Source organism: Bradyrhizobium sp. UFLA05-125 (assembly GCF_059803515.1).
Genome location: NZ_JBANBJ010000083.1, coordinates 17,248 through 38,429, shown reverse-complemented (window position 1 = coordinate 38,429; position 21,182 = coordinate 17,248). Strand labels below are relative to the sequence as shown.

21 protein-coding genes and 5 pseudogenes are annotated in these 21,182 nt (G+C 58.6%); 16 read left to right on the top strand and 10 right to left on the bottom strand.

All coding sequences use genetic code 11. From position 1 onward, the window contains the following. Positions 1-588: 588 nt before the first annotated feature. Together SO156_RS39475 and SO156_RS39470 are read right to left on the bottom strand one after the other, a co-directional pair. Positions 589-846, bottom strand: a complete 258-nt coding sequence (locus SO156_RS39475) for a hypothetical protein (protein WP_498538541.1) — start codon at positions 844-846, stop codon at positions 589-591. Positions 847-1,138: 292 nt separating this feature from the next. Continuing rightward, positions 1,139-2,056: an NADP-dependent oxidoreductase gene (locus SO156_RS39470; protein WP_498538540.1), complete on the bottom strand. Its 918-nt coding sequence runs from the start codon at positions 2,054-2,056 to the stop codon at positions 1,139-1,141. 784 nt (positions 2,057-2,840) lie between these two features. Here SO156_RS39470 and SO156_RS39465 point away from each other — a divergent pair. From SO156_RS39465 to SO156_RS39450, 4 genes and pseudogenes are all read left to right on the top strand, one after another. Next, positions 2,841-2,969 carry a hypothetical protein gene (locus tag SO156_RS39465; RefSeq protein ID WP_498538539.1) on the top strand — a complete coding sequence of 43 codons (129 nt, stop codon included), beginning with the start codon at positions 2,841-2,843 and terminating at the stop codon, positions 2,967-2,969. A gap of 888 nt (positions 2,970-3,857) precedes the next feature. Continuing rightward, entirely contained in the window at positions 3,858-4,712 is an 855-nt protein-coding gene (locus SO156_RS39460; protein ID WP_498538538.1) for an SDR family NAD(P)-dependent oxidoreductase, read from the top strand. A gap of 1,314 nt (positions 4,713-6,026) precedes the next feature. After that, positions 6,027-6,872, top strand: coding sequence for an indole-3-glycerol phosphate synthase TrpC (gene trpC / locus SO156_RS39455; protein ID WP_498538537.1), 846 nt, complete (start codon positions 6,027-6,029; stop codon positions 6,870-6,872). Between the two features lie 52 nt (positions 6,873-6,924). Next, positions 6,925-7,050, top strand: a pseudogene (locus SO156_RS39450) (gfo/Idh/MocA family oxidoreductase); the annotation flags it as partial. 62 nt (positions 7,051-7,112) lie between these two features. On the opposite strand, the gene SO156_RS39445 reads toward SO156_RS39450, so the two are convergent. After that, entirely contained in the window at positions 7,113-7,343 is a 231-nt protein-coding gene (locus tag SO156_RS39445) for a YjiS-like domain-containing protein (protein ID WP_498538545.1), read from the bottom strand. A 463-nt stretch (positions 7,344-7,806) separates the two neighbouring features. Between SO156_RS39445 and SO156_RS39440 the strand changes: the two genes are divergently transcribed. The 8 genes and pseudogenes from SO156_RS39440 to SO156_RS39405 all read left to right on the top strand — a co-directional run bounded on the left by SO156_RS39440 (position 7,807) and on the right by SO156_RS39405 (position 14,638). Further along, positions 7,807-8,250, top strand: a complete 444-nt coding sequence (locus SO156_RS39440; protein WP_498538536.1) for an FAD-binding protein — start codon at positions 7,807-7,809, stop codon at positions 8,248-8,250. A 74-nt stretch (positions 8,251-8,324) separates the two neighbouring features. Beyond that, positions 8,325-10,163 (top strand): enoyl-CoA hydratase-related protein, encoded by a 1,839-nt coding sequence (locus SO156_RS39435; RefSeq protein ID WP_498538535.1) that lies wholly within the window; start codon positions 8,325-8,327, stop codon positions 10,161-10,163. A gap of 1,038 nt (positions 10,164-11,201) precedes the next feature. Continuing rightward, positions 11,202-12,116: a DUF6662 family protein gene (locus tag SO156_RS39430; RefSeq protein ID WP_498538534.1), complete on the top strand. Its 915-nt coding sequence runs from the start codon at positions 11,202-11,204 to the stop codon at positions 12,114-12,116. 36 nt (positions 12,117-12,152) lie between these two features. Next, positions 12,153-12,491 (top strand): cupredoxin domain-containing protein, encoded by a 339-nt coding sequence (locus tag SO156_RS39425; protein WP_498538533.1) that lies wholly within the window; start codon positions 12,153-12,155, stop codon positions 12,489-12,491. Positions 12,492-12,704: 213 nt separating this feature from the next. Beyond that, the gene (locus tag SO156_RS39420) at positions 12,705-13,013 is read left to right on the top strand and encodes an ATP-binding cassette domain-containing protein (RefSeq protein ID WP_498538532.1); all 309 of its coding nucleotides are present in this window, start codon (positions 12,705-12,707) and stop codon (positions 13,011-13,013) included. A gap of 43 nt (positions 13,014-13,056) precedes the next feature. Continuing rightward, positions 13,057-13,134: pseudogene (locus SO156_RS39415) on the top strand (hypothetical protein); the annotation flags it as partial. A 241-nt stretch (positions 13,135-13,375) separates the two neighbouring features. Continuing rightward, positions 13,376-13,732, top strand: coding sequence for a hypothetical protein (locus SO156_RS39410; protein WP_498538546.1), 357 nt, complete (start codon positions 13,376-13,378; stop codon positions 13,730-13,732). A gap of 726 nt (positions 13,733-14,458) precedes the next feature. Further along, complete coding sequence (locus SO156_RS39405) at positions 14,459-14,638, top strand: hypothetical protein (RefSeq protein WP_498538531.1); 180 nt, start codon at positions 14,459-14,461, stop codon at positions 14,636-14,638. A gap of 319 nt (positions 14,639-14,957) precedes the next feature. Here SO156_RS39405 and SO156_RS39400 read toward each other — a convergent pair. After that, a pseudogene (locus tag SO156_RS39400) lies at positions 14,958-15,197 on the bottom strand (transposase); the annotation flags it as partial. 32 nt (positions 15,198-15,229) lie between these two features. On the opposite strand from SO156_RS39400, the pseudogene SO156_RS39395 reads away from it, so the two are divergent. Beyond that, positions 15,230-15,386, top strand: a pseudogene (locus tag SO156_RS39395) (non-homologous end joining protein Ku); the annotation flags it as partial. Between the two features lie 566 nt (positions 15,387-15,952). Here the strand turns inward: SO156_RS39395 and SO156_RS39390 are convergent. From SO156_RS39390 to SO156_RS39375, 4 genes are all read right to left on the bottom strand, one after another. Further along, positions 15,953-16,255 (bottom strand): hypothetical protein, encoded by a 303-nt coding sequence (locus SO156_RS39390; protein ID WP_498538530.1) that lies wholly within the window; start codon positions 16,253-16,255, stop codon positions 15,953-15,955. A 719-nt stretch (positions 16,256-16,974) separates the two neighbouring features. Further along, positions 16,975-17,262, bottom strand: coding sequence for a hypothetical protein (locus SO156_RS39385; protein WP_498538529.1), 288 nt, complete (start codon positions 17,260-17,262; stop codon positions 16,975-16,977). Between the two features lie 43 nt (positions 17,263-17,305). Further along, positions 17,306-17,446 (bottom strand): hypothetical protein, encoded by a 141-nt coding sequence (locus SO156_RS39380; protein ID WP_498538528.1) that lies wholly within the window; start codon positions 17,444-17,446, stop codon positions 17,306-17,308. Between the two features lie 324 nt (positions 17,447-17,770). Then, entirely contained in the window at positions 17,771-18,127 is a 357-nt protein-coding gene (locus tag SO156_RS39375) for a hypothetical protein (RefSeq protein WP_498538527.1), read from the bottom strand. Between the two features lie 627 nt (positions 18,128-18,754). On the opposite strand from SO156_RS39375, the gene SO156_RS39370 reads away from it, so the two are divergent. Beyond that, complete coding sequence (locus SO156_RS39370; RefSeq protein ID WP_498538526.1) at positions 18,755-19,165, top strand: hypothetical protein; 411 nt, start codon at positions 18,755-18,757, stop codon at positions 19,163-19,165. A gap of 45 nt (positions 19,166-19,210) precedes the next feature. Here the strand turns inward: SO156_RS39370 and SO156_RS39365 are convergent. After that, a pseudogene (locus tag SO156_RS39365) lies at positions 19,211-19,450 on the bottom strand (winged helix-turn-helix domain-containing protein); the annotation flags it as partial. Then, complete coding sequence (locus SO156_RS39360) at positions 19,450-19,959, bottom strand: ester cyclase (protein ID WP_498538544.1); 510 nt, start codon at positions 19,957-19,959, stop codon at positions 19,450-19,452. The pseudogene SO156_RS39365 and the gene SO156_RS39360, both read right to left, overlap by 1 nt. Before the next feature lie 228 nt (positions 19,960-20,187). Between SO156_RS39360 and SO156_RS39355 the strand changes: the two genes are divergently transcribed. Together SO156_RS39355 and SO156_RS39350 are read left to right on the top strand one after the other, a co-directional pair. Continuing rightward, the gene (locus SO156_RS39355; protein ID WP_498538525.1) at positions 20,188-20,388 is read left to right on the top strand and encodes a hypothetical protein; all 201 of its coding nucleotides are present in this window, start codon (positions 20,188-20,190) and stop codon (positions 20,386-20,388) included. Positions 20,389-20,403: 15 nt separating this feature from the next. Further along, positions 20,404-20,910, top strand: a complete 507-nt coding sequence (locus SO156_RS39350; RefSeq protein WP_498538524.1) for a hypothetical protein — start codon at positions 20,404-20,406, stop codon at positions 20,908-20,910. The last annotated feature ends 272 nt before the right edge of the window (positions 20,911-21,182 follow it).

Genomic DNA, 21,182 nt, shown 5'->3' with positions numbered 1-21,182 from the left:
GAGGCGATCCTGCTCGAGACCATGTTCGATCTGCCGGGCCTGGAAGGTGTGGAAGAGGTCGTGATCTCCCGCGAGGTAGTCGGGGGGACGGCCCGTCCGATCTACATCTAGGCCGATCGCTCGGATCGCGCGGTAGAAAGCAGCGCCATGGCGTACCGACTCCACCGACCTAAATGACCGCTCGCCTTACAATCCGACCCCGCCACTAGTTTTTTATCCTGTCGTTACTGTCTGCGCGGGGCTGCGAAGTCGTCGTCAACCGTCGGATGCGTTGTCCCGTGCTCGCGGACGGGATCGGCGGGGGAAAGACGTTGTCCTAGATCGCTAGGACAAATCGAATAGCCACCCAAAGTTTAACTCCCAATTATATCGCAATAATCATCTCGTCATTAGATCGCCCGAGATGCCGGTGGGGAAGCCCATCGTCGGGTGTCACGCCGAACCATTCTATAAGCGTTGGCCTTGGCCGTAGCCGCACGCGTCGAGCAACTGGTAGTGAGCCCAAGCGGGCGAGGAAGCCCTGCAGTCGAACGACGGCGGAAAAGTCGTGCGCTCCGATGATGATTGCACCCGCGGCGCCTTCCTCGATCAGGCCGACGAGGCGGGGATCAGCGTCGCGCGCATAATCGTCTCGCCGATCTCGGCCGAGCCGATCATCAGCGCGCGCAGGTGCGCTGCGTCGAAAAGTTGCGCAGTGGCTCCTTGTTCCCCGGCGCGGGCGCAAGTGATCGTGGGGCGACCTGCGAGCTGGTTGACCTCACCGGTGAACTGGCCCGGGCCGAATGTGACGATCGGCGCCTTGCGGTCGAGTCCGTTGCGCCGGGTTATGTCGACCGAGCCCGACAACACGAGCCAGGAAGGGGCGTCCCGCTGGGCGTGGTCATACCGATCTCGCCAGGCGCGAACTGCAGCTCCGGCCCGCTAGCGAATTGCAGCGCCGTCTGGACCCGGGCCGCATCGAGCACCGGAAACATTTGATAACCGCGTTGGTCTTGTGTGCTCATCGAGCGGATCCCTAGACGCCGAGCACGATCGTGGAGTTCAGCTCAGAACCAGTGGGACGGATGGGTAAGCCCGGCGGGCGCGCAGACGCGACAATCCATGTGGGACAGGAGAACCGCTCGCCTTCTCTGTTTCCTCACGGACGAACTCGGATGATCGTCTTCCCGCTGATCCGCTTGGTCGGATTGAAAGCGGCGACGGCATCATCGAGGGTCGCGATTTTACCGATGTTAGTACGGAGTCGCCCGTCTCGCACGCGCTCGACGATCTCACTCAGTTGAGCGCGATCGGGCACGAGAACAAAGTCGATCGCCAGACCGTCGGCGGGCCGAGCCTCGGTCGGTCCGGCGATGGTTACCAGCGTTCCTCCGGCCCGAACCAGGCTTGCGGACCGCTTTCCCATGTCGCCGCCGATGACATCGAAAACCAGATGGACTCCGCCAGCGTCTTCGAGAACGTCGTTCTCGAGGTCGACGAACTCCTGAGCGCCGAAGTCGAGCGCCTTTTGTTGGTCGGCAGCGCGTCCGGTGCCGATGACGTAGGCGCCGGCCTCTCGTGCGAGCTGCGTCACCATCGATCCGACTGCACCGGCCGCGCCGTGCACGAGCACGCTCTGCCCCGCCTGAAGGCGGCCGTGCACGAACAGTCCCTGCCACGCGGTCAGGCCCGGCATCGCCACGGCCGCACCCACCGCGAAGTCGACGTCGCCGGGAAGCGGCGCGAGGTTGCGTGCCCCAACGGCTACGTACTCCGCCAAGGTGCCGCCGCGATATGAGTCCGAGAGACCGAACACCCGCTGTCCCACCAATAGCCCGGTCGCGCCATAGCCAAGAGCGGTGACCACACCCGCCAGCTCCTGGCCAGGAATCGTCGGCGTCCGGTCACGGTCGAGGCGATCGGTCCAGGTTGAAGGCCATGTCAGCTCACCCGAGGTGAATCCCGACGCATGAACCTGAACGATGACGTCGTTTATCGCCGCCTGCGGCTCGGGCCGCTCCACCACCTTCATGCCGGACGTTCCCGCAGCCTGGTCCGTCACAACGATCGCCTTCATGATAGATTTCTCCTCGGTTCTCGCCTCGGTTACGGCAAAGCCCGTCACTCGAGCGGACATGGAACCTCTACCATGACCGTCATGTCGATCGCCGCGAGCGCTTTCTCCCTCAAATACATGTTGGTCTTCCTCAAGCTGGAAGCATGTTGATCACTGTACCAAGAACAAAGCACAGTGATCCGATAAGGAAGAGCCAGTTCGCTAGATTGCTCACGCGACATCTCGTGGAGTGACCGGCTCGGGCTCAGCAGGCTTGTTCATTTCAGCATGCATCCTCGTTTGCTCCATGTCACACCAGCCACCACCAGCCTTAGTCACCAGCCGTAAGAGAAAGCCGCGATAGTAGTAGGTCGGATAGCTCCAATACGAATTAAGGGGCGGATAGCCCCAATACGAACTATAGGCGGCATAGCCCCGGTACGCATTATATGTGGGACAAACCCCCACCCCATGGTGCACGTCCGTCGTCACGGCTGTACCGCCGCCTCGACGTGCCATTGATCGGCGCAGCAGACGAGTTGGCCGCAGTCGCAACCGCGGTAGGATCAGCAATTGCGAGCATAGGCTGCGGACTTGAATCCTCACGGTAACTCGTGTCCGTGTAAAAGATGACTCTCCACCACCCGATGAGAATGACCTTGCAACGCCGGCGAGGGAAATCACCTCTCGCCATAGAGCTGATAGACGATCGTTATTGAAGCTGCGCCGCGTAATGCCGTAGGCAGACCACAACTATCCGAGCGGGCGAATGTGGCTGTAACGAAATTACGGCTTGAGGTGAGCGATGATCTACGATCTGATGTCCGGAACGATAGGCGGCGTGGGGCTGATCTCTGTCCTGGTTGCGATCGTGCTCGCGTTGGGAGCGGCCACGCTGATCAAATACCTGTCCTTCTCGATCAGGAGAGATTAAACATGCATCGCCTTCTATTTTGCGGCGGTTGTAGCCGTTCTCGTCTCATTGCCGGTCTGCGCAGCGGTTAGTGTGCGATGCTCACGCCCTGAGATTTGAGCACCACTTCCAGATCACTTGCTAAAACGTGTTCGTCCTCGACGATGAGGTCGCGACAACCACTCAGCGTGTATTTGGCCCTCTTCACGGCGTGCCCGAGATAGATGGAAGCGTAAAGGCCCGCAGCGTGCCGGAGGTTCCCGGCCTAATGTCCACTTTTGAAGATCCTGCCATGATGGCCAGGGGTCAGCGTACAGGGAACCCTCGCGCTCCAGCGTAAGCTATGGCGCCGGACTTCCGGTGTGACGTAACGGTTGGGAGGGCGAAAAGCGCGTAGTGCAGCGCCAGTCGATCCGGCGATCATGACAACCCGCATGGGCTACAGCATTCGAATGCAAGGTTTTGACCGGGACCTGATCCGCGGAGGACATTATGCCAAGGGGTCATGAGTACCGCACTAACAGGCCCAACACATGGCTGCTCAGACCAAGCTGCAAAATGCCTTCTTGCCAACGCGGAGCCGTCCACACTGGGGCCCTTCGCGTCATCTCGTTGCCTCCAGTAAGTATGTCGATTTCGGGGAGAGCAGACATCGAACGGCGGCCGCCCCCCCCTGCAGAGTCGGTCGAACATGACCCCGAGGGGTCATCGTCGGAGTGGAGCCTTCCCAAAACCGACCCTGTCCCTCGTTATGCAGTGGTTTCCAATGTGCTATTTTGAAATTTGCGATCGGTTATTTCTAGGCTGGGCGCAGGGGCGCAGAACATGAAACGACGCGCGTTCATTGCGGCACTCGGCGCCGCAGTCTGGCCGGGCCGATTTGTTGAGTGAAAGCAAGGTAGAAAGCGCATGAGAGACTTGGCTGGACAGACCGCATTCGTGACAGGCGCTGCCTCGGGGATCGGACTGGGCATCGCGACCGCGCTGTCCCAGGCGGGTGTGAAGGTCATGCTCTGCGATATCGAGGAAGAGGCGCTGAAAAAAGCGGTCGCGGACCTGAAGACACGGACCAACGTCGACGTCGATGGCGTGAAAGCTGACGTCTCGCTCAAAGGCGAACTTCAGGCGGCAGCTGACGCGACCATCGCGCGGTATGGCAGAATCCATATATTGGTCAACAATGCGGGCGTGGGCGGCGGCGGCACCTATGGTGAGTGGACTGATGCAGGCTGGAACTGGGTTCTCGGCGTCAACTTGATGTCGGTGATCTGGGGCTTCGAGATTTTCGGTCCGCTGATCGAAGCGCACGGCGAAGGAGGTCATGTTGTTTCCACAGCGTCCGCCGCCGGACTAATTGCGGGACCAAGTCTGGCGTACGATGTGAGCAAATATGGAGTGGTGGGGCTGTCCGAGGGGATGCGTAACGTACTCGCGCCGAGGAAGATTGGGGTATCCGTTCTGTGTCCGGGCGTCATCCGCACGCAGATCATGAACTCTCGGCGAAACGTACCGCAGCGATTTGCTGGGGCTGTCGGCGACCCTCCGCCGACAGAAGGACCCCGCGCCGAGTTCATCAAGGCATTGCAGAACCGGATCAACAACGGCATTGATCCGCTCTATGTGGGCGAACTGGTTCGCGAGGCCATCGAAAACGACTGGCCCTACATTTTCACCGATACTGAGCACGAACCGTTCATCGACAAGCGCTTCGCAGCGATCAAGCAGGGCTTCGACCGTATACGCGGACGAACGCCGCGACGCTAGCTCTCGCATCTGCTCACAGCCGCTTGTGGCAGGAAAGACGCCGGGCATCGGGGGCAGGTTGCCGACGAAGCGATTGATCACGCGGAATAGCGCGTGGATCGCGCCTAGCGATAGCAACTAAGCCGGTGCCACAGGCTCAACGTCACGCAGCTTGCGCATGTAATAGCCTTGCCTCTGAACGGTTGACGCGATCTCGTCACTGACTTTGGGGACCTTCTTGTTTCTTTTGCGCCATCTAGCCGATCTGCCACCGAGCGGTATGGGAAATCCTTTCCTCACGACGAGTAGAACACGTTTGTCGCTGAGATAAACATCGAACATAAGCAATACTCCGAAAACCCCAGATTACCTATTCGGAGCAGAGTGCAGGTGGCTAAAGGGCAACACTCAAGCAAGTTCCATTCGCCGAACCCTGGCCACCGGTCTCCTGGTACTTGCCCGGTATGGATGATCCAGCTCACACCCAGAATGATCCGCGCTCTTCTGGATGCTCATTTAGCTAAATCAAAGCGTCTCGCGGCTCTAGAAACAGGACTCGCTCTTCCGTCGCAGCAGGTAGTTCACCGTTGGAAAGATAACGGGTGAAGCCCCTGAGAATGTTATGCAGTGACGCTCCTCTGGCCCGGTTCTCTGGGAGAGACCTAGTATCAATGAACGGAATAATTCGAGAGAAAAAAACCGCACTTGGAGGCTCGTCCTATTGCGAACGAACGAGATTCTTCTCCGCGTTCGCGTTTCGCTTGGTCTTGGCGGATATGGCAGGCCCGTGACTGACAATGGCGAAAACCGGTACCGATTGCTGTTTCTTGTCGTGCAATTGGTCTTGGTCGCCATAGCCACGGCGCCTTGTCGCCGCACGCCGCCATAGACCGAACAAGACGAGGTGCGATGCAGCCGCCCGCGTTGGGGAACCATGCCGCGACGAAGAGGATCTCCGCTGCAATCAGCCGTCGCTCCAGATCGGCGTGGCAGATGCACATCAAATTAAAGAGCATATCGCCTGATGGTCCGCGGCGTCGCTCATGGGTTACTTCGTTAAAAAAGCGCTGCGATGTGGCTGGCAGCGTTCGGGGGAATGCCCATCTGCGGCATGGCATTGTCGGGTACTACCTTCCGGGGATTGGCGGGTATGTGAGCAACAAGGCGAAAGGAGCGTCTGTGATGGCACCTTCGATGTCGCGGCACATCGGCTCCTACGATTGGCTACGATTACGGACTGCCTAAGATGTAAATTTGCGTCAATAACGCTTGATTTGTACTCGGCCTGCGAAGCGCCGATCTTTGAATACCGTACCGTCGACAACCTGGGTACTGATGTCAGACATCTTGAAGAAGATTGAAGCTTACAAGCGCGAGGAGATCGCCGCGGCCAAACGCGCGAATCCGCTTTCCGAAATCGAGGCACGCGCCAAGGCGACGCAGCCACCGCGCGGCTTTGTCAGGGCGATCCGCGAGAGTCATGCTGCCGGCGAATATGCGCTGATTGCCGAGATCAAGAAGGCCTCGCCGTCCAAGGGGCTCATCCGCGCCGATTTCGATCCGCCGGCGCTGGCAAAAGCCTACGAGGCTGGGGGCGCGACCTGCCTGTCGGTGCTAACCGATACTCCGTCATTTCAGGGGCACCTCGATTTCATGGTTGCGGCGCGCGCGGCAGCTAATCTGCCGGTGCTGCGCAAGGACTTCATGTTTGACACCTATCAGGTGGTCGAAGCGCGAGCGCATGGCGCCGACTGTATCCTGATCATCATGGCCGCGCTCGATGACACTGCAGCTAAAGAGATCGAGGACGCGGCGCTCGCACTCAACATGGACGTCTTGATCGAAATCCATGACCGCGCCGAACTCGATCGCGCGCTGAAACTCCGCTCGCCGATGATCGGCGTCAACAACCGCAATCTCGGCACTTTTGAAACCACTCTCACCACCAGTGAGGCGCTGGCGCCGCTGATCCCAAAGGAGCGGCTGATCGTCGGTGAAAGCGGCATTTTCACCCCAGACGATCTGGCTAGGCTAAAACGCCTGGGCATGTCGACCTTCTTGGTTGGCGAGAGTCTTATGCGTCAGGCCGATGTGGCGGCGGCGGCACGCTCGCTTCTCACGCGGGGCAACGCTACCAGCGCGGCCGGTCGGCGTCCGGAGCAATCGACGGAAAACGCATGAAATTCGTAACGAACTAGACTGCTCGCTTGCGTCGGCGCGGCCGAGCAGCGTCACGTTCGATGACGGAGTCGGGGTTATGGAAATGCTCATGGGCCTCTATCGCTCTGCGGAGCTCGGTCGGAGCGTGCATTTTCCGGATCCTGAGCTCGAACACTACGTGCCGCTAGTGGCTCGGTGACGGTAGGGCACCAGCGTGATAGCGTCGAATGAGTGAGATGCCGACTCAAAGCCGGTCCTGAGTCATGTCCGTCTAGCTAGCTTTTGGAGCCGCGCTCGGTCCTTTGCGGCATCGGCCAAACCACCGGCGATCTGAGAGCGAGAGAGCCCCATATCCCTCAGCTCTCGGTCCGAAAGACTCCGCAGAATGGTCAGGGCTGCGTGGCGTTCGCGCTGCGCGATAATGGCAGCGATAAAGTTATTCACGATCCGAAAAATGCCGCGCGTGAGAAGTCTTATTGACCTCCGAACCATAAACGGGGTCGCGGATAGATCGGTAGTATTGTTTAGCATGCTCATGGTGACCCATCACTCGAAGAGGTTAGGTCCCCCTTTTCTCCGCTCGCATAATGCAACCGGCACGCCTCCAAGACTTTTAGATGGGAATGAGTTTTCCTTTAGATGGGCCTGAGAGCAATCAATTAAACGTGCAGATATCGTGAATAGCTCACGGTCGGCGATCGCGACGGCAAGGGCCCTAATGGAAGGCTTCGCAGACCGCGGTGCACGCCGTTGGGAAAAGGAATCACGCTGGCGGAAACAAGATTCAACTTGAGTTTCTTCTTTGACCCTGCCGGCGATGAAGCCGGGCCCGGAGTGCCGCTGCCAATGATCTGATCGAAAGCGCATTGCGAGGACTCACTGGACAGCTTGGCGGCCGCGTTCCGGGCCGGGCGATGCTCGGTACGCGGTTGCAACGGCGAAGCCGGTCGGCTGCATGCCGCGCACTGTGGTTCATTGCCGTACATTGCAGGACATTCAATTGGCAATCGCAGCCGCTCGTTCTGCCGATCTTTCGCTGTCGGTGCGTGGCGGTGAGCTCGATTGGGCCGGTCGCGCTCTGTGCGACGGGCTAGTGCTCGATCTCAGCGGCTTGAGGAACGTGGTCGTCAGACCGGCGCAGCGCACGAATCTCGGGAGGGGCTCGTGGCCTCGGACGTCCTGGCGGCGATCCGCTTGGTCTGGCGGCCGTGACAGGTTCATGCAGCGCGGGCGTCATGGCAGGACTGGGCGGTGGCTATGGGCCGTTGATTGGCCGCCATTCGGAGGCGCCCGACCGGGATGCGTCCGAGGCTGCGCAGCGATTTTCCCCAAGGCTGATCGAGCTGGAACATTCGGGACTGTGAACTTCCTCACATTGCGCTCGAAGCATTTGTTATGAAGTAGCCAAGAGGGCCGGGTCGCTTTCGGCACTAATTGGCGAACAGGAGACGGCTCGACGCCTAAGCTGGACCGATGAAAATACTTTTTCTCACCACAGCGCATAACAGTCTCAGCCAGAGACTATCTATTGAATTGACTGAGCTCGGACATATTGTCGATGTCGCACTCGCCATCAGCGAATCGGCGATGCTTGACGCCGTCGGGCAACACGCGCCCGACCTCATCATCGCGCCTATGCTGAAACGAAAGATTCCCGAGGCCATTTGGTCCAAACACGTCTGTTTGGTCGTGCATCCTGGCGTGAAAGGCGACCGCGGCGCGTCCTCACTGGATTGGGCAATCATGACGGGACAGATGATTTGGGGCGTGACGGTCCTGCAGGCGACGGCGGAAATGGACGCGGGCGCGATTTGGGCTTCGCGCAACTTTGCGCTCTCCGACTCCTCGATTGCCAAAAGCAGCGTGTACCGCCGGCAGGTCACCAAAGCGGCCGTGCGGGCAGTCCTGGAGGCTGTTGAAAAATTCCAGTTGCGACAGTTCAGGCCAGAACCGCTTGACTACAGTGGCGCAGATGTAATCGGCCGCTGGCGGCCGACGATGTGCCAAAGTGATCGCGCGATTGACTGGAGCCGGAATTCGACGATGGAGATTGTCGCAAAAATAAGCGCCGCGGACAGCACCCCCGGGGTGCTCGATACGCTGCTTGGAAAAACGTGCTTTCTTTATGGCGCTCATGTTGAAGATCGTCTCAAAGGTCCGACGGGCAAGATTATCGCGCGACGCGACGGAGCAATCTGCATCGGCACGATCGACGGCGCCGTATGGATTTCACATCTCAAAGCGAAGGGTGAAGACGCGCCCCAGAAGGCAGAGTACCTTGCTGTACATTCGAATTTCGAGCGTCGATCATGTAATTCGCCTCTTTGCTCCTTATCTGGGATTAAGTTGCCAGCGACGCAGGTGTTGGGCTCGCTGTTGCGTGGGGTACCCGAAGCTCCACTTGCGATCAACCTGCCCACCGACCACCACACATTCCGCGAGATCGTGTATGAAGAAGAGTGTAATGTGGGCTACCTCTCCTTTGACTTCTACAATGGCGCGATGAGCACTGCCCAGTGCTATAGATTACGCGACGCGTTTCTCTTCGCGCGTTCGCGGCCGACGAAAGTCATCGTATTGCTCGGCGGCGTCGATTTCTGGTCTAACGGCATCCATCTCAACGTCATTGAGGCGAGCAACGACCCGGCCAAGGAATCCTGGCGCAACATAAACGCGATCGACGATCTAATCCTCGAGATCCTCAATACCATGTCCCATCTCGTCATCGCCGGGTTGCGCGGCAATGCTGGAGCTGGCGGCGCTATGCTGGCACTAGCGGCGGATCGCATCTATTCGGCCTCGGGAGTCGTCCTCAACCCGCATTACAGAGGTATGGGCGAGCTTTATGGATCGGAATATTGGACATACTTGCTGCCAAAGAGAGTGGGGCAAGCGCGGGCTCTGAAGCTGACGCAAGCTTGTGAACCAATCGGAGCGCGGGCAGCGCGCGATATCGGTTTCCTCGACGAGGTATTCGGCGAAGACGCGCGAAGCTTTGAAGCAGAGATAAGAGACCGCGCCAGGCTCCTCGCCGCAAACCCGGAATTTCGCGCTCTCCTCCGAAAAAAGCATGAGGGGCGTATGGAAGACGAAAGTATCAAGCCGCTGGCGAACTATCGTGCAGAAGAGTTGGAGCGCATGAAGGTCAATTTCTTCGGAGCCAATCCCTCATATCACGAAGCCCGGCGCCGCTTCGTCTTCAAGGGGACCCCGCCGAAGGCTGCGCCTGTTGCGACTGCAGCGACGACGAGAGCGCGAGTTTCAGTTCTTTTCGGGCACACAGTCCGCGTGGGGGCCTTGCTTCAAGCTTAGTCGAAATGGGCCGAAGCGAATTCCTCGTGGCCCAGACGAAATCGTACAGCCGGGCTTGCGCAGTCTCTTTGGAGAATTGGTCATGCCCCAGCAGCAGCGCGCCTGCCGCTCGATGTCTGCTTTTCCCCGAAAGCGACCCTCGCGCCTGCTGCGCTCTATTTTGCGTCGGCCGGTCCGGGAAACGGCGAGGCTGCGCTCGCCGTTATGTTGGCTCTGCCTTGATTTGACGGCGAATGATGCGAGGGCTCCTTGTAGCGTTTTCGCTTACGTTGGCCACTCGGCGACCGGGGCATGGTCGAGGCCTCTCACCCCACAGTCACGTTGGCTGCGGTCGAAATCGTCGCGAGCCGGCGCCTTGTGGGCTGTATCGTAGAACGGAGAGACGTATCGGCGGATGATACACGTGCCGCTAGTGGCTCGGTGACGATAGGGCACCAGCGTGATAGCGTCGAATGGGTGAGAGCCGGTGATACAGCTTAACTGACGAGGCCACCGTTCAGCTCAAACCTGAATTTAGGGCAGCTTTACTGTACGCAAGTAGTCGAGCTCAGGACCCGTTATCCCCAACACTCCACTGGAGATAGAGATCAGTTCCTGAAGGCGCATTCGTATCTTTTGAAAGGCCTCCAGGTCACGAGCGAGCCCCGCGTCTGTGAACTTGTTCAGGAGATGGTACGTTACTAGGAACGTATAGAGCGCGTGCGCCCAGGTCGACTCGGTGCTGCCATAAAAGGCCCGACGAACAAGCAGCTTGCGTGCGAAGTGTTGCTCGCTCTAATATCCTATTCTACTACGAGAACGTAATTGACCTGTCCCCTCGGATTTGGACGCAGATATCGAATGGGTGAAGGTATAGAGCCGGGTGCGACCGAGAAGGATCAAGAGGATCAGTGGAGGGCGATCGCCCAGAAGCGGACTTGCTTGCGCACCGCGATGCGAAACGGGCTTAGAATCATTCCAGCTTAGAAGGATTCTTTTTGGCTGTGAGGCTGCAAGCCATTTTATCTAATGCCGTCGAATGGGCAAGAGGTCACAAGCATGCGCGACGCAATCCGATGTGCGCGGCATTCTAGCACGCTGATGTGCGCGTTCATTGCGCTGCTCTGCCTCGGCAGATTTGCGCGCGCCGACGACGCAACCAGCTGGGACGCAACCTCCTGGCACGAGATCGAGACAAAATACATTTTCGGGTTCACCACCGGTACCGGCATTGGCATCGAAGGCGAAAAGGAATTCACGACCGACACGATCGGCCGATTCGGCAAGCGCGACGGACGCTACAACGCGACCGAGACCAAGTACGAGTTCGAATTCACCCCGTCTCAATTCGTGCAAATCGAGTTTGGGGCGCTTGGATCGACCCACGATATCCGGAACGTGACCGATCTCGACGATCGTCGCCAGGTGGCATTCAGCGGCGGGTTTGGCGAATTCCGCTACCTCGCCCTCGAGCGGACGTCGAACAATCCGCTGTCCGTGACGCTGGCATTCGAGCCGACGGTGCGGCTCGTCGATGAGACAAGCGGCGAGCGGGTCCACAACTATGAATTCGAGACCACGCTCAATGCCGACCTCGAGCTCGTGAGAAACCGGCTGTATGCTGGGTTCAACTTGCTATACGAGCCCGAATACACCCACACGTTGCTGGACGAGACCATCCGCGAAACCAAGCTCGGCGGCTCCGCGGCGCTGTCGTTGCGCGTCACGCCGAATGTCGTGATCGGAGGCGAAGTCTGGTATCTGCGCCATTACGACGACTTCGCGCTCTCGGCCTTTACCGGCGATGCCGTGATGCTCGGGCCGACGCTCTATGTCCGATTCACGCCGAAGATGTTCATGACCGCGGCTTGGAACACGCAGGTATGGGGTCGCGAAGTAGGAACCCCGTTCTCGCTCAATCTCGCCGAGTTCCAGCGCAATCGCGCCAAACTCAAATTCGCCGTCGAGTTTTGATCAGTCTCAAGTCCGGAAGGTGCAATTATGTACGCAATGACCACAACTCGGAAATTCGCGTTCGCGACGATCTTCGCGACGATGCTGCCGTTGTCGGCCGCGTCGGCCCAGCAGGCGACGGAAATTCAAATCAGCTACTCCAACGGGCAGTTCCAGCCGAGCGAGGTGCGCGCGCCGGCCGACAAGCCGATCGTGTTCCGGATCAGGAATCTCGACGGAAAGGCGATGGAGTTCGAGAGCACCTCGCTCAGGGTGGAAAAGGTCGTGGCCGCCAAGAGCCAGGGTGTGATCAATGTCCGCGCTCTCAAGGCGGGGCGCTATGAGTTCTACGATGACTTCAACGAAAAAGCCAGAGGCGCCCTAAACGTGCAATAGGGCCTCCGCTTTACCCGGGTGGCCCGATACAAGAAGTGCTGAATCTCCTCGTACGGAGTCAGGACGCCGATCCGCGAGTTGGGCCACATATATCTTGCTGCGCCGCATCCAGAACCGGGGTTGAAAGCCCAATCCATGACCTGATGTTGGTGAGAGGTGGGCTCCGCAATTGCTTCGGCGTCGTCGAACGAGATAGCCGTTTCCTGCCGCGGCATGACAAAGGACTACGGAAGAGGAGAGGCCAGAGGCGCCGCGCTCCGTGGCGCTGATCTTGACGTCAGGAGCGGCGAGCTGCTCATGGTCATCGGCCCGTCGGGTTGCGGCAAGACTACGCTGATTTCAATCATCACGACAATCCTCGCTCATGATTCTGGAGAATGCCGCGTTCTCGGCCGTGACTTGCAGGGCATGGATGAAAGGGAACGGCTTATTTTCGAAGCAAATCCGTCGGCTTCGTATTTCAACTATTTAATTTGCTTCTTGCGCTCACTGCGGCCGAAAATGTCCCAATTCCCTTGTTGATCGAGGGTATCCGTGGCAGAGCGCGACAGCGCGCGCCATAGAGTTGCTTGAGACGGTCGGACTTGGCGATTGTTCCTCCGCCTTGGCCGCCGAGCTTAATGGCGGCCAACAGCAAAGAGTGGCTATCGCCAGGGCCTTGGTGCATGACCCGGCCCTGATCGTCTGTGATGAGCCGACGAGCAATCTTGATCACGAAACGGGGCAGGCCGTGATGCAAGTTCTTCGCGGCGCCGGAAGTCGGCCAGACCGGACCATTATTGTTGTCACCCACGACTCACGCATCTTCGGATTTGTTGACCGGGTTGCACGAATGGACGATGGCAAGATCATTGAGTCGAGGCGAAGGATCGAGAGCGAGTGCCATGATGCGCAAGTACCTCCTGCTCCTTGTGGCTGCAATTGGCTTTCTCGCAACGGCTGCGGCCGAAATATTCGGCAAGGAGGCTCCTCCGGTTGCTCCCGCGCCGCTGCCGTCCGCGCACGCCCCTATGAAAGTTATGTCGCGGGCAGTGGCCTCATCGAAGCCAGCTCGGGCAATATCGCCATTGGCACACCCGTGTCGGGCATTGTGGATGCCATTTTGGTTCTACGCCAAGGACGAGGATACCGCGGCGAAAATCGAGGACGAATTCGTTCTGCATATTTCGATCATCGCATCCAAGATACTGGAGCGCGAGATTAACATCGTGATGGTGTTGCCGAGGCAGCTTGTCCGTTAGAGGTCTGAGAGCAGGGCGGATGATCCTCTCGGCATGGTCAGCAACGGGCCACTTTCGGACTCATGCATCGCAGCAACGGGAGACCTATTTGATCACCTCGTCGGCGCGGCCGAGCGGCGTCAGCTGCACGCTGTTGCGAAGCGCCTTCGCGGCTTTGAGTTCGACGGCGAGTCTCCTCATGACACTCAAATCCGAATCTAATCGAAGAACACGTTGCCTCTGCGAACCAGACGACGAAGGGACGAGTCGAGTGGTTCGACCGCAGACAAGATCGTGAACACGAGCTTGCTGATGCTGTTGCCGAAAAAGTGTGTCTCGGCATATGTGTCTTGGAGACCACAGCCGCCACCAAACTGATTAGCCGCGGCAGCATTTTGCTGGACTTTTCGCCACAAGCAGAGACCATCCAGCGCATCCTCAACCGTGGATGCGTTGCATCACGGCATGGTCCACGCTAGAGCGGCCGTAACTTTTAGAGGTAGACACATGTCATATGCCTATAGGCTCAACCAAGACGTTCGCCACCAGCCTCAACGTCCACAAGGACGTGCCGCAACTTATTCACCAATGATTTACACCATCGTTCAACTTATGCCCATCGAGGCAGATGGACGTCTTAGATACCGCATCAGGAGCAAGTCGGAGAATATCGAGCGAGTCGTTACGGAAGATCAGCTTTCGTATTCTCAGTGATTTAGCGCGCTTGATGACGGTAGGAGTCTAGTCGTGCTGAATGATCGAGAAAATATCCTGAGTGCGCTCCGCGAGAAGCCGCTCAAAGTGCGCGAGGTCATGAAACGCGCCAATGTCGTGAATGAAGAAGCTTGCCAAGACCTCCTATTGAAAATGCGAGGCGAAGGCTTGGTGAAATTCGATATCCACACAGGGCGATGGATCATCGGATGATTTGCGAAATTGCGGCGACCGTCTAGCATTGATCCCTGGAGACGCACTGGGTTCTTAGGAACACGCTCAGACTTGAAAGATGGAGCGTCTCGCAGCACCCGATCGATCTTGAGCGTTTGCCTAAAGGTATTTTGCGATAGCGCCGAGTTGGCCGCTATGTCGCCTTACGGTCTTGGTTGTGTGCAAACGGTTAGATTGGCACGTAGCCATGATCGCTAACGATTGCAGGCGGCTGATGTTCTCGCGTCGGATCGTCCAGTGACCGGCCAAAGTGGGTATCGCGACGCGGTATTGCGCTTTTGGACGCACCTTCCGGCCTTTAGGCGGCGCGGATGGCTGCAATAAGGCTCGGTTTGCCGGCGATGTTCATCACCCGTGTGAGGTTATAGGCGAGAACATGCAGCGCCATCTCAGCGGCGACATTCCGTGGGCGCTTCATCAGGAAGTGGGTCGCACCCATACGGGCTTTGATCGTGCCGAAGGGATGCTCCACCGTCTCGCGCCGCGTCCGCATGGCGTCGGGATCGGAATCGAGCCGTCTCTGGACCTCCTCGACCACATCCACTGCCCGATCACAACCGCGGAGCCGGAGAGGCCGAGTATTTTTATGAGATCCAGGACGCCAAAGTCACTAGGGACATGCTGGATCTCGCCAAGCATATCGTGAACCAAAAGTCCGGCAAGTTCGAACCGGAAGTTCGAGGACCACTATGAGACCGCGCTCATCGACCTGTTGGCTCGCGCCAGACCCTCCAATGCGTCGGCCAAATCAAGATCGGTTCACCAGCCCAAACATTGTACCAACCCCCCCCATTTTCGCCGGCATGGAAAACGCAGTGGAGCAACGCCGGTTTTATGGAGTTCGCCGACTTCCAAATCGCAGTCTTCTGGCGCGAGCTGGATGGGGAGCCATGGCACGGCCCCGGACTGCATCAGCACCTAGAGGGCGCGTGTGACTAGTGCCGCTACCCGCGTCTGGAAGCCACTGATCTCTTTGAACGCATCCCGCCGCTCTGATCCATCAGGCAGCCGTTGCGCGGCCTCCCACAAATTTACCAGCAAGCGCGCCATATCTATCAAATCATTGAATTCGGGCATTCCAACGGTGCGTTGGCTCAATGTTGAGTCCTCTTGTTAGGAACGGTCGCGGCTTAATGGCACGGTCAGTAAGTGAAGAGAGTAGTTGCAAATTGCACCATCAATACAGTTGCCGCGCACGGAACCTGACGCCGCAAAAGGTGCTCTTCTCCATGCGAGTGGCGTTAGCATCGATCCTCTGTTCCTACCATGTCGAGTACGAGGATCAGCCAGCCTCTACAGTATCCCGCGCGTCATAAAGTCGTCATACGTCAATCGGCGCTTCCGCCACCCTCTGTGGATTATCAATGCCTGCAGACCTTGAGCCCGCATCGCCGCAAAGGCAGCCGCGTAGTCGCTCGGCGCGGCCTCGACCGCGAGCAGATCGAGCGAGCCCATGCGGAAGACGGCGGCGGGGCTTGACCCCGCCCCTAATCGCGGCACCGCCGCTGCGGCTTGGGCGCCTGCCGGCGCCGCTAACATGAGCAGCACCATGAGAACGGCGAGCGGAGTGGCAAACCATCTCATTCGATCACGCATCGGCGAAAATCTTCTGTGATCACAGTCTATATCATTGCAGCTGCTACGCGGAGTCCATCGTCCGCACCGGGTGAAAATGCGAAGAACTCCGTATGAGCAAATCTCGTCCGCTATACCCCGCTATCCGTCGACGAGGCGCGCAGCCACTTCGCTGTTGGGCCAGCAGATGACATTGCAGGATGGCGAGAACGAAGCAGGCGGCCAACTGAGGCGGCCTTACTCACTCTTAAACTCCGCGATCTTTCGATCCGAATCCATAGCTCTACGTCGTACCCGTCAGTCAAGGCCCTGGCGCGCTTCTTGGTTTCGGTTTCGTCCTCGCAATTCAGTTGGGTGCTAAGCTCGATATACCCGTCGAGGCCCATGATGTATGCGCGATACTCTTGCATCTGCTGACCCCTTGTACAAAAGCTACCAACTGGGGCGGCTTCATTCTTCAGGGGGTTGCAGGCCCCGCGACGTCAGCCGCCCGTCTATAGCAGAAGCGGACTCGAGCTGGCGCAGTTTGCTTTCCAGAAGATCACGCTGTGGTCCTGGCTGTGTGTTTTCCAGTTCCGCTATGATGCTGGCTCTCTCCGCGTGACGAAGTTCGGGAGTCCTTTTGCTTTCGTCTGTTGGAAGGCGAGCCCGCATCTCGACGAAGGTCATCGCTCGGCTGCAACAAAAAGTGAATCAGAAGAATAGCGCCTCGACTGCGCGTAGCAGAGCGGAAGTGCCCGCTAAAAACGCTGCAATGCAGTTGAGCCACGCGGCACGCTTTGTCGCGACAAAAAACGGATCGTCATCCGGCGCTTGTCCCAATAAGACCCCAACTGCGGGATGCGCAGCGACCTTCCGGCGTACCAAAACCCGGCAGTGCCCAAAAAGCTCAGGAGCCCAACCGCGATGGGGATCAGGGCCGCGCAAGTCGATAAAGCGGGTGCACTGGAGCCGAGGCCGGAGACGAGTATCCAAGCGCCGAATCCGGCAATTGCGACAGAGATCAAATAGGCGAGCGCTTTATCCATCACCTACGCGCCCCATGAGGGGATCGAACCTTTTGGGGCTTAGCTACTGGTCTTCAGCAGATTGCTCCGAAGACGGGTCTTTTCGCCTTCGAAAGAGCATACCAAGAACTCCGACTATCACCAGAACGATACCGGCGATGATCAGCCGATGAGGAAGCTGAAGCTGCATCACCTGGTCGAGCATTCTAGGATCTCTTCGACTTCAGTCTTGGATGAGCCCCTATTGTTTTGGTGCTTCGGAAGGTGCTTCTGGCGCTGGGGGCTCGGCGGCCGGTGTGGTGCCTCTGAGTTCTGACGGAGCCGCACAATCGCCGGCCCAAATCTTGGTGCCCTTTACCGTGCCGACTAGTTTGCAACCCATCGGCGGCTGCGGCTTGGCCTGCACTGGTCTTTTAGCCGCTTTCGGTGGAGGACCCTGAGCAAGCGCACTCGTTGCAAACAAAAGGGCGAGAAGTCCGACCGCTACCTTCATGATTTTCGTACTCCACTTTTCCCTTTCGCTCGGCCTTCATGGAGGACGCTGGATTATTTCGACTTTGCCTTCCAGCCCGATCTGGATCAGCCGGCGGATAGCCTCGATTTGATTTACGGGCTCATTGGTCGTCCCAATGTAACATCCGGTCAGGTACTTCAGGAAGGCTTGGCAGGCCTCCTCCGCTTCAGTGAGAGTCTTGAAGGGCGAGCCTATCAATTTGATTGCAGGTCTGTTCGGATGGATGGGACGCCACGAGGCTACAAAGCCGGGTCGTCCGTGAAGACCGGGACCAGTGCGGCTATCGAAGCTGATCACGAACGAAAAGCCGCGGCTGCTCGCGCTCCACACTACCAGATCCTTCACGGGACTCATTTTGCGGCTGAATTGCATGATGCATCCGACAAAGGCCCGCACTGCCGGAATTGTTTTAGCTGAGTCGGAAAATGCAGCGAGGCGGAATTAACGGCAGTTTTCCCGAAGCTGCGTCGGATGCGGTGGCACGCTAGGGCTGGAAACTTGGGACGGTCAAGCCCTGCGAGAAGCGCGTCCATCCCCGGTGCATCGCCGGGTGGGTGCGGTTCTTGACCTTCACCCAATACATCGCGAGCAAGGGAAGCGGGATGAGGCCCGAGAACTTCTCGCTCCAGTCTATGGTTGGTTTACCGAGGGATTTGACACATTGGACTTGAAGCAGGCCAAGGCCCTGATCGACGAGCTGGTGTAATAAGGGTGCGTGTGGTTGCCGGCATGGAAGATCATGTTTTAGCCCCCAGCAGAAGAGCGAAGCGACCGCCGATGCGTCGGCGCTCAGGGGAAAGCGGGGCCAAGGCAGAGTTAGGGGGGAGATTTGCTCGCGGTCTCCATGGCAGACCTACGCTATAATGCTGGCACGCTGGGGGGAATGCGCTTTGGGCCGTTGTTGTGCGATTGCCTTCGCCCGCGCCAAGGGATGCCTTGTTCGGCTGGCGTCCACGCTTGGTTCGGCTCCTGCACCCGATACCGTCGGTGGCGGCTTCCGTGCAGGAGCAGTTCGACACCCTCTGGTCCTCCGACGTCGACCTGTCGCAGATCCTGGCCGTGTCAGGGGACGAGCCGTTCCGCACCCGCCTGCTCTTCGAGGCACTGCCGCCCGAATGGTTTGAAGGTGAGCACTATTGGCGCCATTACCTCGAAGTCGGCCACGCCGACAGCATGTCAGTGCGTGCGCGCTCAACGACGACGTGGATTCACCTGTTCGTGTTTCGCGATGCACAGGCGCCCCGGTTCTCTGCATTTCCACGTCAAGTCGATCTACGCCAAGTTCGGCGTTCGGAATCGCTCAGCACTCGCCGCGCTGTGGCTCGGCAAGCTGCGATAGCGAACTTCAGGCGCTGGTTGCGACGGCCCTATGGCACAAATCATCAGCTGTTGCCATCATATCATATGTGACGCCCTGCTGTAATTTCACTGGAGAGGGACTTCAGAAGATCGAGATTAGAGGCGCTCCACGGCAACGGCGAAGACATACCCGACGCCGCGCTCGGTCTGTATCACGCGCGGGGCGCGAGGATCGCGCTCGAGTTTGCGCCGGAGGCGAAGGATCTGCACGTCGATGCTACGATCGAAGATGTCCTCGTGGGCGCGGGTCGCTTGCAGAAGGTGCTCTCGGCTAAGCGGACGCTGCGGGGCTTCGAGGAATGCGACCAGCATCGCGTATTCACCCTTAGTCAGCGCTAGGACCGAGTCCGCGCATATAGTGACGCTCGGGTCGATACGAGTCGCAGGTGGTCGCGATAAGCTTGCTCCAACCCGAAGGCGGCTTTGATCGATCGCCGCGGCCTCGTAGTAGATGACCTCGCTGAGGCGCGTGTCGTGCGATCCCTTACCACGGCGCGCAGCCTCGAAGACTGGCGCGGCTGGGTCCTGCACGTCAATGATGATCTTGGCGATGAGCTCTTCGCGGTCCCCATCGCCTTCGTGCTTGGTAAGCCGCATTGAGGGTCGCCATGTTTGCGGTTCGACGGCAAAGCTCCGACCTGATGAAGCATCGCAAGGCGATCCGGCACTCCCCAATGCTCAACCAGCTTTCCGTTCTCGAATCGGCATATGTCAATGACGGTCATGCTAATTGGTTTGCCTGAGCGCCGGTGTGTTCCGGTAGCTGTGCTTCGGGCCCAGACATTGTCGCCGCTCCCGACGAGGTCTTCAACCGTAAGCGTGAGCCAGACAGTTTGGAAGCACACACTTCATCAGCAATGGACAGGTCTCCGTGATTGAAGCCACTCCGACGCGCCGCCTTAGTGCGCCTCTACTAATGGCGGCCACATAGTCTCCCGCCACGCATGCGCCCAGCCGTTGCAAAGCGCCGCTGGGAATGTAAACTTGCCAGTATTATTCAACGATCTTTAACACTCTCTGAATCCGACGCCGAACCGATTGCCTTAAGATAAACTTCTCCTTCTGGGGTACCCATGCTCGATACCGCTACCACCAGGCTATTGCGTGCGGTCCTCGACGAGGTCTGCGAGAACGTCGCCCGTCATGAGACTGGCGCGCGCGCCTATGTTGCCTCCAAAATTTTGGAAGCCGCTACGAGAGGCGAGACGTCGCCAGACGGTCTTAAGCACGCTGGCCGAGCAGCTCTATCCGAGGCTCCGACCATGTGGCGGTAGTCGCGTGAGGCCGCGGTGAATATTCAGGTCACCGTATTGAAGATTTTGGTGAGCTATCCCGACGGTTTCGCCGTGATGATCGATCTCAAGCGCGACATGGCGATTTTGGCCACCAGCGGCAGCGACTGGACCGAGCGTACCAAACGCCTAGCTTCTCGTGTGCCGGAGCTGGATATCTTTTCTCAAGGTCTAGTTGAGCGCCTGAACGGTGGGTGGCGGATCACCGAAAAAGGGCGCGCTGTATTGGCGCTCACGGAAGCACGCCCTGCCGCTACAGACGAGGTAAGCACAGAGATCACGCTGGGCCGGTCCCATTCGTCAGGGGTGCCCCTGCAATTTCCGGTCGAGCGGCGCGATCGCGAACCCCGCGAGCGACGGCGCGTCGCCGGCAACGAGTACGGGCAAATGCCTCCTAGCGAAGCTGGAGCGCCTCTTCAGGTGTCGGGAACTTCGCCAAGTGCTCGGTCAACTTTGGATATCTCTGAAGTGGGCCACGGCTGGGGCTCCGGGCCAAAGGCGTGATGAGCGAGATTTCGGCAGGTGAAGCTCTCGGGCCTCTCTCAAAGACGACGCGAGGAAGCGAGGCACTCTTCGTCGATTCCATTGATGCCGAAAGGAAAGCTGTTCTCGCAGCGGGGCGCGCAACGATATCGCAACGGGTGCAGGGCGCGGGCGGTCAGATGGCGACTTGGACCGAATGTCGGTATGGGTGGTTGCGCCTCCCCGATTTGAACCTACCATTCGGCATGGTCCTGGGGCTTAAGCGGACCACCGGAGGAAATCGCGCAGATTTG